Source organism: Streptomyces sp. H27-C3 (assembly GCF_030063415.1).
In the GTDB taxonomy this organism is placed as follows: domain Bacteria; phylum Actinomycetota; class Actinomycetes; order Streptomycetales; family Streptomycetaceae; genus Streptomyces.
The window spans coordinates 150,492-166,824 of record NZ_JASITA010000013.1; the positions used below are offsets into that span (position 1 = coordinate 150,492).

A 16,333-nucleotide genomic window follows, 5' to 3' on the forward strand; every position below is an offset into this window, starting at 1 on the left:
TCCGGTGGGATGGCAGAGTGAGTCCCGTGACCAGTGACGAACTGATGAGCGCCTTGGCCGGACTACGGCGTGCTCAGATAGGTAGTCGCCGCGCCCCGCACAAGCCGCTGCTATTGCTGTGGCTGCTCGGGCGGTTCGGCACCTCGGGCAGTACCACAGTGACGTACGACGAGGCTGAGGAGCCTGTCAGCCGTCTGATCAACGACTTCGGGCCGACGGTGATGAGCCGGTCGAGGGCACGGGAGCGGGCTGCGATGCCCTTCGTACATCTCGAGCGCGAGCTGTGGGGGCTGCACGACCACGACGGCAACCCCATCGGGCCGGACGCCCCAGAGCGCGGGGGCTGGCTCCGTACGCGGGGAGCTCACGGCCAACTGCTTCCCCCGGTCGAGAAGTTGCTGGCTGACTCGGGCACGCTCGCGGCGGCTGCCCGGCTCCTGCTGGATCAGCACTTCACGCCCGCGCTGGAGGCCGCCATCTGTGATGCCGTCGGCCTCGATCTGGCAGCCCTGGAGGACTCCGCCTGTCAGCCGACCATGAGGAAGCGCCGCAAGCGCCGACCCGGGTTCGCCGAAGAAGTCCTGCACTCCTACGCGTATGCATGCGCCATGTGCGGCTACGACGGCGCGCTCGGCCGAAACCCTGTGGGGCTCGAGGCCGCCCATGTCCGATGGCACAGCCAGGACGGGCCGGACGAGATGCACAACGGTCTCGCGCTGTGCTCCCTGCACCACACGCTCTTCGACCTGGGCGTCATCGGCCTGATGCCGGACCTGCGAATCCAGGTCTCCCAGATGTACGTGGCCCGTAGCCATGCGGGACAAACAATCGACGCCCTGCACGGGCAGCCTCTGTCCACGCCCCGGCCCGGACGACCCGTGGTCGAACCCGACTTCGTCGTCTGGCACGGGTTGCAGGTCTTTAAGCGGCCTGGAGCACAGGCCACTTAGTTCATCGGGTCCGGCGGCGCCCCGTATCGAGACGAGGGTGCATACTCCGTCTCGCCCGGGGGCTCCTCCATGTCCATGAGCCGCTGTTTGAGCGCCCGGACGGGTTTCAGCGTCGTACAGTGGAGGGCTGTTGAAGCGTGTCAGGCGCGGACGTCCCGCTGCTGCACTTCCTTGAGTACCGCCGCCACGGTGGCGAAGTCATTGTCCACGTGGAGCACGGTGTGACCGTGGTGGACCGCTGTCGCGCACACCAGGAGGTCGATGGCTCCCGCGGCGCGGTGTTGCCCTCGTTGTGTGAGCTTGTACTGGGCGGTGTCGACCCAGCGCCACGCATTCTTGGGGACCGGCGAGAGCTGGCACAGAGCATCCAGCTCCCCGGCCAACTCGTCGCGGTGAGCCGGGCTGGTGGCCGAGCACAGGAACTCAGTGCGCGTGGGCTCACAGATACGCAACACCCCGGCGGCGATGTGCCCCTCCCAGGGGCGCAGTGCCCCTGGGGTACGGAACAGGTGCCACAGCGCAGAGGTGTCAACGAGATAGGTGATCATTCAAAGGCCGCCCGCCGCGCGCGCTTGGCAGCGTCGTGCGCAGCCGCGGCCTCCTCGAACTCGCCGCGCTCGCCTCGCTCGGCCAACTTCTCCGCAGCCTCAAGCCTCCGGATGCGAGCCACATAATCCCGCAGAGCCGCGTTGACGGTCTCCTTCTTCGTCGTCACGCCCATCAGGCGCATCGCCTCGGCCAGCGCCTCGTCATCAAGGTCGATCTGGGTAACGGACATGCTCACCACCCCACCCATGAGTACACGATGTACATACTTAAGATACATCACCAACATTCACTGTGGGAGCTCCCGCGAGGAGCGGCGGCGCGAAGCCGGATCGGCGAGCTCAAGGCTTCAAGCCCTGATTCTCAGCGCACGCCACGAGATCTACCCAGATCACTTTTCAGGCCACATGCGACCCATCGATCATGAGCCGCATTTCGGACACACCGCGCCCTCTGAGTCTCCACTGGATCTTGGTCCGGAGCTAGAGTGAGGGCCCTCATGAGGTTCGCAAGGGACCTCACTACAGCATTTGTGCAGGTCAGAACGTTTCTGCACAGGTGATTTGAAGTGGGGCGGGTGGGACTCGAACCCACGGCCGACGGATTATGAGTCCTTTGGGGATCTTGGCGGCCCTTGCATTTCTACGCTGGTTTTCGACGTTCTACCAGCTCAGAGTGCGTTCCGTGTGCTGGCGCTCTGGAGCCTTTGTCAGTCTGTTCCTGTCCTTGCGTCCCCAATGTGTCCCCAACGAGTCCCCACGGGGACGGAGCGGGGAAGCCCGGGGAGGGCCGCGACAGCTCGGAGCCGGTAGTTGAACCTCCCCGCAGCGGATTTCCCTTCCAACGCGTAGAGGCGCCGCCCCGTCTCCTGGTAAGTACGTCAGCTACTTCCCGGCACGCCGCCACGGGCGCCTGGCCGCCGCGGCGGCACGGGCAGCGGCGTCGGTGCTGGCCGTGTTGGGGTGAGCGCAGCATCCACGAGATCGATGTCGCCGCCGATGATGATTTTGCCAAACAGCCACACCAGCCGCGTGGCTCGCGCCACTCCCAGGGCTATGGCCACCGAGGCCAGCCAGTGCGCCCCGCCCGGGTCGCGCTGCTTCGTGTCGAGGATGATGGTCAGCAAGCACAACCCTGAGACCACCAGTGTTGCGCTGAGGATGCTCATCCAGTTTCGGCGGAATTGCGGCCCCTGTACGGGATGCGTGCGCAACGTGCGCATGCGCTCTCCGGTGGATGCGGCGTACAGGGTGACAGCCGCGGTGATGAAGCTACCGACGACTGCGGCGACCGTCGCGGTTGCCGTGTAGACGGCGATCCGTTGCTCTCTGTCGGGCCAGGCCAGTACATCTCCGCCGCCTGTGATCCACACAGCCGTCAGATGTATGCCGGTGACCGTCAGCGCGAGGATCCAGTCCACCGCAGGTCTGCCCACCCACTGTCGCCACAGCCAATCCAGCACGCGTCCCCCACTCCTGACTGCTGCTTAGAGTAGCGGCCGCTACTGACAGGCTTCCTGGAGAGCACGCTCATGCGTGCGAGCCGCACTGAAGATGGCGTTGACGGCGTATCGCAGATCCACCGAACGACCGTCGGTGAACGCGACTGGCACATCGCACTGCGCTGTGATGCGGTGGGCCAGGAAGTCGAGCGGCTCGTACTCCAGGGACTGGCGGTGTGGGTCGCGTATGGCTACCTGGCCGCTAACCGAGCGCACCACTCCCGACTCGTCCATCCATTCATCAAGGTCTGGGATGAACTGGAGCACATCGCTGCGCAGTTGGGTGGCGGCCCGGTTCCTGCGGAGCTTGCTGAGCCGCCCTCCACGCCTGGGAACCTTCAGGGAGAGGGTGATGGAGGTGTCGGGGTGACGCTGCCCGAAGCTCCGCAGGGAGTCTGCGAGGTCCCCCCGCGCCCCCAGGGCGCTGATGGTGTCCGCCGGGGCGCCTTCGAGCTGCACGGTGAACTCCGATACCGCCTCGATGCGGTTGAGTTTCTCGCGGGCTCGCGCGTGAATGACGGGCTTGAGTACGACCTCGCCGCAGGGGAGACCGATCCCGTTTAGCCACTTGGTGATGGCGCTGACGCGCGGTGCGGAGAAGCCTCCGTGCAGGGCGCCGATGATGTTGGCATAGGGCAGGAAACAGAGCGTGGTCACATGGACCACATCTGTGCCGGCCGCAAGCTGTAGAGCTTCAATGGTGCCGTTGCTGTGGTCGAGCTGGTGCGGCACCTCGCCTGTGATCTTGGCGAGCTGCAGGTGATCAGTCGCGGTTGCCGTATCCACGATCCCGACCAGTTGGTCGTCCGCGCTGCGCACGATGCGCTCGTGCGGTTCCGAGGCCGCGACCTGGCCGAGGAAGCTTCTCCAGGGCTGGGGCTCCATACGGGGCTGGCCGCGGCGAGCTTCCACGATCTCGAAGAAAAATACGGTGCGTTTGCGCACGGTCCCGGCCATATCCATCTCCCCCGCCTGCGGCTTGCTGAGTACTCCATGATCGTAGAGGTGCGCACTGTGACGTATGGCATACAGGCCACAGAATGGCCAGATAGCGACAAGCTCTCTGGGGTCTACCTCGCGGCCGTCAGGATTTCCCGCGGTCCACTGCGATACTGCCTCCCACCTGGCAGGATGTCCCATTCAGTAGGCTGACGATTTCAGAAAGCCGCGATTCGCCTCATACCATCACCCTCGACAGCGATCATGTCGACGAGCATGCGGGTCCGGCAGTGGAAAGGTGCGGTGAACGGCGGTGGCGGCAGCAGCCGGCCAGGTGACCCCCAGGCCCGGGCCACCTCAGGTGAAACGCTGGTACCAGACCCGGCCGTCACCGTTCCCCTGGGAGCAGGCGGCTCTCGATCACGTCAAGCAGCGGATGCCGGCCACCGCCCCCCACTACGCGTGGGCAACGTTCTCCTTCACGGCGATGAGCGGCCGTATCAACGAGTGTGATCTCCTCATCGCGGTACCTCGCGGCCTGTACCTGGTCGAATTGAAGGGGCACCCGGGTCGGGTGGTCAACAGCGGCGACACCTGGAGCTTCCACGCTCCTGATGGCCGGATCCGTACGATTCGCAACCCGCTGCACCTCACCGACCTGAAGTCCAAGGAGCTCAAGTCCCGCCTTCAGCAGGCCGCCGACGATCTCCGCCTGCCCATCCCGCGCATCCCACGCATCGACCCGGCGGTCTTCCTCTCCGACCCGCTGCTCCGGAGCGAGCTCGACACGGTCCAGCGCACCCATGTATATGGACGCGACAGTGCCGTCACAGGGCTACCCGGCATCTGGGGCGACTTTCTCAGCCTGCCGCCGGAGCGCGAGAACGGGCGTATCACCGAAGACTTCGCCCGGCACTTGCCCGTATTGATGAAGAAGATCGGGGTGCGGGCCTCCACCGCTCACCTCGACTTCGGCGACGGCTGGAAACTATCCTCCCGCCCTCTGGATGCGGGCCCCACCTGGGAGGACCGGCTCGCCGAGCGCAAGGAGATGATCCACGAGGAGGGCCGGGTCCGGGTCTACCTCGTCGAGCAGATGGCGAGCGAGGACAAACGCCGCTCGGCCATGCGGGCAGCCGAGCGCGAGTACCAGGTGCTCCAGGGGATCACCCACCGCGGTATCGCTCAGGCTGTCGCCATCCGCCAGCACCAGGGCGGTCCGGCAATTCTCTTCCGTCATCGCGAGAGTGATCTTCGCCTTGACACCTATCTGGCGGTGCACGGAGCGAAGCTGCCCGACGCGGTACGACGCGACATGGTCCGCCAGCTCGCCGAGGCTGTTCGCTATGCTCACCGTCGGTCGCTCTACCACCGCGCACTGGCCGCCCGCTCGGTATACGTCACCGCGCGCGAGAACGGCAGCAATCCGGTCCTGCGGATCATCGACTGGCAGGCCTCCGCACGCGACTTCGACACGACCTCCCTGCGCTCACTCGGCGAGGCCTCCTTCACCGAAGAGCACATTGAGGACGCTGCCCAGTGCTACCTCGCGCCGGAGACAGACGCTGACTTCCCGGACCCCGTGGACCTCGACGTGTTCGGTCTGGGTGCGGTTGCTCACCACATCCTGACCGGGATGCCGCCCGCTGAAACCCGTACGGCACTCAAGGAGCGGCTACAGGCCGACGGCGGACTGCACATGTACGCAGTCAGTGACGCGGTCGACTCCGGCCTCGACGAGTTGGTGTATGCCGCTACTCGATCATCAGTCGACGAACGTCTCGACTCCGCAGACGCCTTCCTGACTTGGCTTGATGAAACCGAGCAGGCCAGTACCGCTCAAGCCGCCGCCGTGGAGGCTGACCCCCTAAACGCCACTCCCGGCCAGGCCGTTGACGGAGACTGGACCGTGGAACGAGTGCTCGGCTCGGGCGCCACCGCCCGTGCCCTGTATGTGACCCGCGTCAGTGAGGACGAGCGCGGCCGGCTGGTGGCGGAGGAACGGGTCCTCAAGGTAGCTCTGGACGCTGAGAAGAACGAGCGCCTGGCCTCCGAGGCCGCAGCCCTGCAGCAAGTGAGCAGTGGCCGCATCGTCAAGCTCTACGAGGGCCCGCGCACCCTTGCCGGCAGGACCGTACTAGCCCTTGAATACGCCGGACCTGAAACGCTCGGTCAGCGGCTGCGCAGCCACGGGCCACTGGGATATGAGGAGTTGGCATCCTGCGGCGAGGATCTCTTCACGGCGCTGGACGATCTCGCAGCCAGGGGTATGCGGCACCGCGATCTCAAGCCGGACAACCTCGGGATCAAAGTCCGGGAGGACGGAGAACAGCAATTGATGCTGTTCGACTTCTCCCTGGCAGCAGTCTCTGACCGGGACATCAAGGCAGGCACCCGCGGCTATCTGGACCCGTTTCTGGGTGACGCACGGCGGCCCGTGTACGACGACTACGCGGAGCGGTACGCGGCCGCGGTCGTCCTGTACGAGATGGCCGCCGCTGAGCGCCCGGCGTGGGGCACCGGCCAGGAGGACCCTCATCTGGGGATCGAGGACGAACTCCCGTTCATCGCCTCCGACGCCTTCGTAGCCGTATTGAAGCCGGGGCTTGAGGCGTTCTTCGAGCGGGCCCTGCACCGGGACGTCAACCGCCGCTTCGAGACGTTGCGGCAGATGCGGGACGCCTGGCGGGCGATCTTCAGTGAAGCCGACCGTACCCAGCCGCCGCCGACCGCGGACAACCTGTCGCTCCTTGGGGTGGGCGAGTTCCCGCAGGGGTTGTCCGACGATGCCATCCGGGATCTGTGCGCGGACAGAGCGAAGTGCACCACGACTCTCAGGGACGCCGGTTTGACGGCGCGGGCGGCGGCGGTGGCTGAGGAGTTGGGGGCAGTGACGGTTGGTGAACTGCTCGACGTGCCGTTGCCCAGCTTCCGGAACAAGCGCGGGATCGGCGCGGTCGTCAAGAAGGAGCTCAACCGGCGGCACCGACAGTGGACACTGGCACTGCGGCCGAGGAAGCCCAAGGCCACGCAGACCGCCGAGACAGTGCAGCCGGTTGCACCGGCTGCCGGCGGCACCCTGAGCGCGGAGCACGAGGCCCGGCAGAACGTTGAGCGGCTCACGGCCCTCCTCAATCCGGTTCCGCCAGGCCGCAAGGACAACAAACGGCCCCAGGTCGTCGCGGCCTGGCTTGGACTCGACGACACGTCGGAAGTCGGCGCCTGGCCGACCAACCGGCAGGTCGCGGAGAAAGTCAAGGTCTCCGAGTTCACGGTCTCCAAACACCTCAGCTCGGCCATCGATGGCTGGGCTGCGGCGGGGTGGATGGACGTCATCTGCGACGAGCTGGTCGACGCAGTCCGTGGTGCGGGTCGGGTGATGACCGCACGCGAACTGGCCAGGGTGCTTGCTGCCAGTCATGGCTCGGAAAGTGAGACTGAAAAGAACACGCAGGCGGCCGCTCACGCGATCGTACGAGCTGGAGTCGCAGCCGAGATGCTCCTCACCGGCCGCGACGAGGAGCATGAGCCGCAGCTCGCCCAGATGCGACGCAGGGGGCGGCTGATCGTGGCGCTGGCGTCACTGGACGGCTCCGACGACCCCACGCCGGAGGAGCTCGCAGCGTACGCCGTAGCGTTGGGTGACGCAGCCGACAAGATTGCAGTCACCAAACCTTTGCCCGACCGGACCGCGGCTCTGCGTGACCTGCGGGCTGTGGCAACGCCCGAGGACATGAACCCTCTGCCGGACGCCCGTCTGGTGACGCTGGCTGCCTCGGCCTCGGCAGGGGCAGCTGCCTCGCCGCGGCTCGAGTTGTACCCCAGGACGCTGGAGCTGTGGCGGGCCCTGCAGATCTCACAGGCTGCCTCCGGTGTGCGCCGCGACGCGGGGATCAGTCGGGACGGACTGCTGGCGCGGCTGCGGTCCCGCTTTCCCGAAATGGCGCTCGGCAGGCCCACGTATGTCGAGGTCGAGGACGCCCTGCAGAAAGCGGGTTTCCCGCTGACCTACGAGACGACTGAGCAGCGTTTCAAGCCGCTGGCGCCGGTCGCCCCGATGGGCGGGGGCAGTAGTTGGCTGTTCTCATCATCCACAGGAACGGTGACGGCGGCCTCCCGCGCGCAGGCCGCGCGGGCGGGAGCCGGGCGCGATCCGGTGGCACTGCTCACCACGAAACTCAACTCCGCTGTGCGAGAAGGCGGTTTCCTCGCACTGAATGTGTCCGTCAGGCGACTGCGGGACGAGAGCGGCTCGGTGATGGAGGCGGTCGCGCGTGCGTTCCCGGTGGTGCCGGTGAATCTCGGGCGCGTGTTCTTGAAGGAATTTCAGGAGCTGGCCGCCGAACATGGGACGGACTGGTCCAAGGTGCTGGGCGCGGACACCCGCTATACCAGGAGCGGTGCATTGCCAGGCGGGTTGCGGTCCTTCGTGGTCCGGGTGTGGCCCCGGGTGGCGGAACGTTTGGCGGAGGCTGCCGAAGCGGAGCCAGGATCGGTCTTGTTCGTCCACACGGCAGGGCTGCTCACCCACTACTACGAGGCGGGCGGCCACGAGTTGCTGGTGGGAGTCCAGCGGGAGGCCCGCAAGCCGGGAAGCAGACCACATGGGCTATGGCTGCTCACCCCCTCGCACAACCCGCAGGGCGCGCCGGAGCTGGATGGACGCACAGTGGAGGTGACCGGCGGCGACGCGGAACGCGTGGTGCTGACCGAGGACTTCCTCAAGGACTTGGCCGCACATCGAGAGGGACTGGCACAGTGAGCGCGCGCGGTAGTGGTGGCGGCAGCAAAAAGGACGGTCTGCTGAAGGACCTCCGCAAGCAGGTCTCGCTCCTGGAGGACGATCTGCGGGCGCGCAGCGACTCGGTGGAGGTGTACCGGGAGGAGCTGAGGGCGGAGTACGGGAAGGCCTTCGAGGCGGGGCGTACGGCAGCCACGTACGAGGCATGGCGAGACGAGCGGGTCACGCAGGTCGCGGCGGCGTGGGTGCTGGGTTGCGTCTTCGTGCGCTTCTGCGAGGACAACGAGCTCGTCGCCAGGCCGTGGCTGGCGGGCGTCGGCGAACGCCTCAAGGACGCGGAAGATCACGACGCTGCGTTCTTCGCAGCGCACCCGGAAAAGAACGACCGAGACTGGATCATCGCCGCCTTCGACCACCTGGCCGGGACCAATCCGACGGTTGCAGGCCTCTTCGACCGTGCGCACAACCCGATGTGGGAGATCGAGCCCTCGTACGAGGCGGCGACAGGGCTGTTGAAGTTCTGGCGGCGGGTCGGGGCTGACGGCGAGATCGTCCACGCGTTCGTGGACTCTGAGCTGGACACGCGATTCCTCGGCGACCTGTACCAGGACCTGAGCGAGCACGCTCGGAAGACGTACGCGCTGCTGCAGACACCGGTGTTCGTGGAGGAGTTCATCCTCGACCTGACGCTGGAGCCGGCGGTGGCAGAGTTCGGCCTTGACCCGGTCGTCGAGATCCGTGATGGGCACGGCGGTGTACGTGAACTTCCGGCGGGGCTGCGGGCGATCGACCCGGCGTGCGGGTCGGGGCACTTCCTGCTGGGAATGTTCGAGCGGCTGCTGGAGAAGTGGCGGGAGACGGACAAGGCCGCGGACGACTTCACGCTGATCCGGCGGGCGCTAGCTTCGGTGCATGGATGCGACAAGAACCCCTTCGCAGTGGCGGTGGCCCGGTTCAGGCTACTGGTGGCCGTGCTGAAGGCAGCGGACAAGCGGCGGCTGGATGTGCTAGGGGAATTCCCGATCAATATCGCGGTGGGGGACTCGCTGCTGCATGGGCGCGGGGCGCCAAAGCGGGAAAGTGAGGACTTGTTCTCCTCGCAGGAGGTCTTCCACTACCGGACTGAGGACATCGAGGACTACGAGGAACGCTGCGACTTGCTAACGCGGGACACTTACCACGTGGTCGTGGGGAACCCGCCATACATCACGGTCAAGGACAAGCAGGAGAAGCTCAACTACCGAGTGTACGAGTCCTGCTCACATCAATACGCACTCTCGGTCCCCTTCGCCGAACGACTCTTCCAACTGTCAGTGCGAACGGGAGGGTCCGATCGGGCTGCGGGATATGTCGGGCAGATCACGGCCAACTCGTTTATGAAGCGAGAGTTTGGCGCTAAGTTGATCGAAGGGTTCTTCAACTCCAAGATCCACCTCACGCATGTGATTGATACATCAGGGGCCTACATCCCCGGGCATGGGACCCCCACGGTCATTCTGGTGGGACGGAATCACTTCCCGCGACAAGAAGAGCCAATTCGCGCTGTACTTGGAATTCGTGGAGAACCATCCCAGCCAGTCGTCGCAGCAGATGGGCTGGTATGGAAGGCGATCATCCGCCAAATTGATACCCGTGAAACTGAATCAGAATGGGTAACGGCAACCGATATTTCGAGGCGACAGCTAGCAACTCATCCCTGGTCTCTTAGTGGAGGAGGAGCCTCGGATCTAATCGACCAGATCGACACCAGTGTCCGAAGTAAGCTTAGTGCGAGAGTTTCTAGCATCGGTTTTTGCGCCGTGACGCGCGAGGACGATGCCTACATTATTGGACGCCCGGCTGCCCTAAGGAAAAGTATTCCAGAGGAAGAAATTCGACCCGTGCTGGGTGGGGCGGCGATTCGAGATTGGTCGATCAATCCAGAATCCTCCGGAGTCTTCCCCTATGCGGGAGATGCTATGGCTCCTGCCATCTCGCGCCCCACGGAGCGTTCCCTGTGGCCGAATCGACTTCTTCTTAAATTGCGCAGGGCACTCTCGGGGACCCAAGAAGAACAAGGGCTTACATGGTTTGAATATTCTAGCTTCTCGCGATCAAGATATGTATCCAAATTTCTGCTAACTTTTGCTTTTGTATCCACGCACGCCCATTTCACCCTGCGTAGAGGTAGTGAAGTATTCATCCGCACTGCACCGGTGATCAAGCTGGCGGCGGGGGCGAGTGAGGATGAGCACTTGGCGTTGCTCGGGGTGCTCAACTCATCGACGGCATGCTTCTGGCTCAAGCAGGTGTGTCATGGCAAGGGCAACGGCGGTGTGAACGAGGGTTACCGCGGTGATGAGTGGGAGGAATTCTACGAGTTCACAGGCACCAAGCTTCAGGAGTTCCCCCTTCCCGCCCAGCTTCCTCTCTCGTTCGGCCGCTTCCTCGACACCCTCGCCCAGGAGCTCGCCACGCACGAGCCTTTCTCCGTCTGTGCCGCCGAGGAGCCGCCCACTCGTGCTCGCCTCGATGCCGTCCACACCGCGTGGACGAGTACCCGCGAGCGGATGATCGCGCTTCAGGAGGAGCTGGACTGGAACGTCTATCACTCCTACGGGCTGCTCACCGACGCCGAGAAGGCTCGCCTCACCGACCCCTGTCTCGCTCCGAGGACAACTCCCCAGGTCAAGTTCGGGGAACGCGCATTCGAGATTGTGCTCGCGCGCAGACAGGCCGCTGGCGAGCTGGAGACCGCATGGTTCGACCGGCACGGGTCCAACCCCGTCACCGAGATCCCGGCCCACTGGCCGGACTCCTACCGGGGACTCGTGCAGGCCCGTATCGACGCCATCGTCGCCCGACGCGACCTCGCGCTCATCGAGCGCCCCGAGTGCAAGCGTCGCTGGGCCACCGACCCCTGGGAGAAGCGCGAGAAGGCCGCGCTCCGCAGTTGGCTGCTGGACCGGTGCGAGGACAAGAGCCTGTGGTTCCACGTCCTCAACGACTTCGAGCAGCCCCGCACCCTCACCGTAGGCCAGCTCGCCGACGAGCTGGAGAAGCGGTCTGACGCGGAGGCGATCCTCAACACCGCACGTCTCTACGCGACTCACCTCGGTAAGCCGAACCTCTCCCTAGCCCTGGTCCTGGCAGACGTGGTCGACGCGGAGCACGTCCCCTACCTCTCCGCATACCGCTACAAGGAAGCCGGCCTGCGCAAGCGCGCACAGTGGGAAAACGTCTGGGAGCAGCAGCGCCAGGAGGACCGCACGGGGGAGCAGCTCGACATTGCCGTACCCCCGAAGTACGCGTCTACGGACTTCGCCAAGCAGTCCTACTGGTCGAACCGCGGGAAACTCGACGTGCCCAAGGAGCGTTTCGTGTCCTATCCGGACGCGAACCCCGACTCCGACCCGACTCTCCTCCTCGGCTGGGCCGGCTGGGACCAGCGGGACCAGGCGACCGCCCTGCTGAACCTGGTCAGCGAGCGTCGCAAGCAGCAGGACTGGCCGACCGAGCGACTCGTACCGCTCCTCGCCGGGATCGCAGAGCTCATGCCCTGGCTGCGTCAGTGGTTCGGGGACATTGACGAGGAATGGGGCGAGGAATCCGCCGCCGAGGAGTTCCAGAGCTTCCTGGACGGGGAATTGGCGAGCGCGCAGCTCACCCCGGCCGCCCTGACCGACTGGCGTCCGACGAAGAAGACCCGGGCGCGTAAGGCAGCAGGCACCGCAGTGCAGACGAAGACAACGCTCGCAACGGAGACGGTGGAAGACGATGAGTAGCGGCAGCGGCGAGCTTTACCTCCGGGACGTACTGGACCTTTCCAAGGACGTTCTGGCTGGCTCGTTCAAGATCGAGCTGTCCGGCGGCTTCGACGAGACCGCCGAGCGGGTCCGCGAGTACGTGGTCACTCCTCAGCTGGAGCAGGCGCTCCGTCGGGCGCTGAAGATCGTTGAGGTCTCGGTACAGGCGGGGTCGTCCAACGCCGCCTATCTGCACGGTTCCTTCGGTTCTGGCAAGAGCCACTTCATGACTGTCTTGCACGCGATCCTCTCCAACGACCCGGCTGCCCGGGCCAAGCCTGCGCTTCAGCCGGTCATCGCGGACCACGACTCCTGGCTGCGGAACCGCAAGTTCTTGATGGTTCCCTTCCACCTGGTCGGCGCGACCGACCTCGACTCGGCGATCCTCGGCGGGTACGTCCGCACGGTGCAGCAGTTGCATCCGGATGCGCCCGTGCCTCCGGTCTACCGGGCAGACGCGATGTTCGACGACGCCCGCCGCCAGCGGGAGTTCTTCGCCGACGACGCCCAGTTCGTTCGTTGGCTCGGCGACCCTGCGCTGCCGAAGGAGGAGCAGGGATCCGCACAGCAGGCCGCAGCAGCGGAAGACGAGGGTGACCTGGAGAACCTCGACGTCAAGGAGGCTCCGAAGGTCTGGACCCCGCCCCTCCTTGACCAAGCTCTGGCCGCCTCACCCGACCCGAAGGTCCGCGAGTGGCTGGCTTCCGCGCTGCTGTCCGGGCCGTACTCCTCGTACTCCCGTGGTGCTCTTGGCGTGAAGGACGCCTACCTCCCGTTGGAGAACGGCCTGGACATCATCAGCCGGCACGCCAGATCCCTCGGCTACGACGGTCTGATCCTGTTCCTCGACGAGCTGATCCTCTGGCTCCAGGCGCATCTGCGCGAGCGGACTTTTGTCAACGACGAGGTCAACAAGCTGGTCAAGCTGATCGAGTCGGGTACGGGTGGACGCGCACTGCCCGTCGTCTCCTTCATCTCCCGCCAGCGCGACTTGTCCGAGCTGATCGGGTCGGATGCGGTCGGCGCCGAAGCCAAGAACCTCGAACAGCAGGTCAAATACCTGGCAGGACGGATCGACCCGATCAGTCTGGAGGACCGCAACCTTCCGGAGATCATCAAGGAGCGCGTACTCAAGCCCAAGGACGACGCGGCGAAGGCTGCCCTCGAAGCTGCGTTCGCCCGGATCGAGACCTCGAACCAGTCGGTACGTGACGTACTGCTCGATGCCAACGGCGTCACCCACGCAGACTGGGCGGACTTCAAGGCGCTCTACCCGGTCTCGCCCGTCCTGCTCAATGTCCTGGTGGCCCTGTCCGGTGCGCTCCAGCGCGAGCGCACCGGACTCAAACTGCTCCAGCAGATGCTGTACAAGCGGCGCGAGGACATGAAGGTCGGTGAGTTGATCCCGCTGGGCGACCTGTGGGACGTATTGGCCGACGGAATGGGCGAGGCGTTCACTGATCGGCTGCGTAGCGAGGCCGAGGCGGCGACCCGCTTTCACGGCAAGGTGAAGGACCACCTGCTGGAGAAGTATGGGTCTGCCGACGACGCCAAGTACAAGGCTGACGAACGCTTCGTCAAAACGATGCTGCTCGCCTACCTCGCACCCGAGGTGCCAGCTCTCGCCCGGCTGACGGGGCCGCGGTTGAACGCGCTCAACCATGGGTCGATCCGCTCGCGTACCGGTCAGGAGGACCGGATCGTCGTCAGACGAATGCAGGAGCTCCAGGCACAGTTCCCCGGAGAGCTGCGCAGCGACGGCCACGACCTGGACCCGGTCTTCACGCTCCATCTGTCCGACCTGGATGTGGAACCGATCCTGGACAGCGTCGGCGAGAAGGACACCCTCGGGGCACGGAAGCGGTGGGTGCAGGAGTGGCTGTGGCGGGAGCTGCGAATCGCCGACAACGGCACTCTCGTCGCCGACCGTGACATTGTCTGGCACGGCACTCGCAGGACCGCCGAGTTTGTCTTCGAGAACGTGCGTGATCCGCAGATCCTGCCTGACGCGCAGTTCGATCCGTCCACTCCGGACCGGATCCGTTGTGTCATCGACTACCCCTTCGACGAGGAGGGCACCCCCAGCGCAGATGAGAACCGGGTCTACCGCCTGCAGCGCGAGAAGCCGGACGCACCGACTCTCGTCTGGCTGCCCTCCTTCATCTCCGACCAGCGGGGTACCCAGCTCGGCCGCCTACTGAAGATCAACTACCTGCTGGATCGCGACCGCTTGAAGGATTTCGCTACCCATCTGGGATCCGACGACCAGGTACGGGTGCGGCATCAGCTGGAGGCGCAGCGCGAGACGCTCGTCGCGCAGCTGGGGCAGGTACTGCATCAGGCGTACGGCATTGCCAAGGCCAACGAGAGCGACCTGGGCGCCCAGGTCACCGAAGGCAAGCACGTCCATGCGCTGTATGCGGGGCACACCCCTCAGCTCCAGGGTGGCGGGTCCTTCGAGTACAACCTGCTGAAGCTCGCCGACGGGCTGCTGGACGCCATGTATCCAAAGCACCCGAACTTCGACCGTCAGGAGAGCCGCAAGCAGGTCACTCCCGCGAAGTTCAAGATGGTCTACGGGTGGATCGTCAAGGCGATGGATGACAGCTCGCGCCGGGTCGTCGTCGACAGCCGCGATCTGGGCGATGTGGCACGGATCGTGCATCCGCTGGAGTTGGGCGAGGTGCACGACGGGCCGCTGAACGTCTCCACTGACTGGCGCCGGCACATCGACCAGCAGGCGGGCAAGCACGGTGCGAAGGGCGACTTCGGAGTCGAGGACATCCGCGCTTGGATAGCCGAGCTGGGTTGGACAGGGCTCGACAAGTTGGTCTCCAATCTAGTGATCGCGACCTACGCTCTCCTCGCGGACCGCTCCTGGGTGTACAACGGCAGGCCTGATGCCTCGCCGGCACTGGACCAGATCGGTGCCGGCTGGGCACTGCGAGCACAGGAGCGGCCGAGCGAGGAGGAGTACACCAAGGCGCACGAGCGGGCTGCGGCGTTGTTCGGCACAAGTGTGCCAACGGTGCTGTTCGCCCGTAACGTCAACGCACTGGCAGCGGATGTCCACACCCAGGCTGAGGCGCGCGAGAGTGCCGTCACCGGGTTGCGACGTGCTCTGCTCCGTTACCGCTCCGCCCTCGGCGTGACTGGCGAGACACCGACCCCGCGCGAGCGGTCGGTGCGGGACGCGGCCGACCTCCTCGCTCGGATCAAGCAGACTCCGGAGGCGACGCCGCTCACCCGTGACCTGGCGGCGGCGACGTATGTGAGCACGTATTTCGAACTGGGCAAGGTGATCTCCTCGGCCCAGGAGGTGCTGGACGCTCTTGAGGGGACCGATTGGGAACTGATCGACAGCGTACGGAAGTACACCGAGCGCGGGGACGGCCTCGCCGACCGGTCCGGGAGGCTTCTTGCGGAGATTGCCGAGGCCGCGTCGAAGAATGAGTTCGATACCAGGCTGGCACCGGTGCTCAGCGGGGCGCGCAGCCAAGCCGTGGCGCTGATCAATGAGGCGGCGCGATTGAGTACCGTCGCGCCAATCGCGCCCCCGCCCCCCGTTGAGCTCCCCGTGAAGGCCCCCGGTCCCGAGGACGACGGTCCGACTCACCATGGTGAGCGACCGCTGCCCTCCATAGACGACACACCGACGGTCGACTCTCGTCGCTCGCGGCGGGTCAAGGCCGCGGAGGGCGGGAGCGTGCTCGAGACCGCCCTTAGCCGGGCTCTCGGCGCGGTGCAGGACGAGATCCGTGATTACGCGGCAGCCCATCCGAACGTCGAGATCGAGATCAACTGGCAGGTGTTGCCAACCGGACAGGGTGACAGTGCGAGCCTGCCGGGCAGCGATCTCTGATGGGAGCCC

General features: G+C 65.5%; 8 protein-coding genes. 4 read left to right on the forward strand and 4 right to left on the reverse strand.

Annotation, left to right across the window (positions count from 1 at the left end; genetic code table 11):
* Positions 1 to 26: 26 nt before the first annotated feature.
* The gene (locus QMK30_RS15485; protein ID WP_283518488.1) at positions 27 to 950 is read left to right on the forward strand and encodes a phosphorothioated DNA-binding restriction endonuclease; all 924 of its coding nucleotides are present in this window, start codon (positions 27 to 29) and stop codon (positions 948 to 950) included.
* Positions 951 to 1,090: 140 nt separating this feature from the next.
* Here QMK30_RS15485 and QMK30_RS15490 read toward each other — a convergent pair whose 3' ends face one another.
* The 4 genes from QMK30_RS15490 to QMK30_RS15505 all read right to left on the reverse strand — a co-directional run bounded on the left by QMK30_RS15490 (position 1,091) and on the right by QMK30_RS15505 (position 3,954).
* Positions 1,091 to 1,498, reverse strand: a complete 408-nt coding sequence (locus QMK30_RS15490) for a PIN domain nuclease (RefSeq protein ID WP_283518489.1) — start codon at positions 1,496 to 1,498, stop codon at positions 1,091 to 1,093.
* The gene (locus tag QMK30_RS15495) at positions 1,495 to 1,728 is read right to left on the reverse strand and encodes a type II toxin-antitoxin system VapB family antitoxin (protein WP_214900769.1); all 234 of its coding nucleotides are present in this window, start codon (positions 1,726 to 1,728) and stop codon (positions 1,495 to 1,497) included. Before QMK30_RS15495 ends, QMK30_RS15490 begins: the two co-directional genes overlap by 4 nt.
* A gap of 648 nt (positions 1,729 to 2,376) precedes the next feature.
* Complete coding sequence (locus tag QMK30_RS15500; protein ID WP_283518494.1) at positions 2,377 to 2,958, reverse strand: hypothetical protein; 582 nt, start codon at positions 2,956 to 2,958, stop codon at positions 2,377 to 2,379.
* A gap of 39 nt (positions 2,959 to 2,997) precedes the next feature.
* The gene (locus tag QMK30_RS15505) at positions 2,998 to 3,954 is read right to left on the reverse strand and encodes a hypothetical protein (protein WP_283518495.1); all 957 of its coding nucleotides are present in this window, start codon (positions 3,952 to 3,954) and stop codon (positions 2,998 to 3,000) included.
* A gap of 295 nt (positions 3,955 to 4,249) precedes the next feature.
* Between QMK30_RS15505 and pglW the strand changes: the two genes are divergently transcribed.
* From pglW to QMK30_RS15520, 3 genes are read left to right on the forward strand one after another with little or no spacing between them, the layout of a single operon-like run.
* The gene (gene pglW / locus QMK30_RS15510; RefSeq protein ID WP_283518497.1) at positions 4,250 to 8,698 is read left to right on the forward strand and encodes a BREX system serine/threonine kinase PglW; all 4,449 of its coding nucleotides are present in this window, start codon (positions 4,250 to 4,252) and stop codon (positions 8,696 to 8,698) included.
* Entirely contained in the window at positions 8,695 to 12,441 is a 3,747-nt protein-coding gene (gene pglX / locus QMK30_RS15515) for a BREX-2 system adenine-specific DNA-methyltransferase PglX (RefSeq protein WP_283518499.1), read from the forward strand. Before pglW ends, pglX begins: the two co-directional genes overlap by 4 nt.
* On the forward strand, positions 12,434 to 16,324 hold the full coding sequence (locus QMK30_RS15520) for a DUF6079 family protein (protein WP_283518500.1): 3,891 nt from the start codon (positions 12,434 to 12,436) through the stop codon (positions 16,322 to 16,324). The genes pglX and QMK30_RS15520 overlap by 8 nt, the downstream gene beginning before the upstream one ends.
* Positions 16,325 to 16,333 lie beyond the last annotated feature (9 nt).

Excerpts from the sequence above, each read along its gene's own strand:
- QMK30_RS15495 (WP_214900769.1), bottom strand. The coding sequence starts at position 1,728 with ATGTCCGTTACCCAGATCGACCTTGATGACGAGGCGCTGGCCGAGGCG.
- QMK30_RS15505 (WP_283518495.1), bottom strand. The coding sequence starts at position 3,954 with ATGGCCGGGACCGTGCGCAAACGCACCGTATTTTTCTTCGAGATCGTG.
- QMK30_RS15520 (WP_283518500.1), top strand. The coding sequence starts at position 12,434 with ATGAGTAGCGGCAGCGGCGAGCTTTACCTCCGGGACGTACTGGACCTT.
- QMK30_RS15490 (WP_283518489.1), bottom strand. The coding sequence starts at position 1,498 with ATGATCACCTATCTCGTTGACACCTCTGCGCTGTGGCACCTGTTCCGT.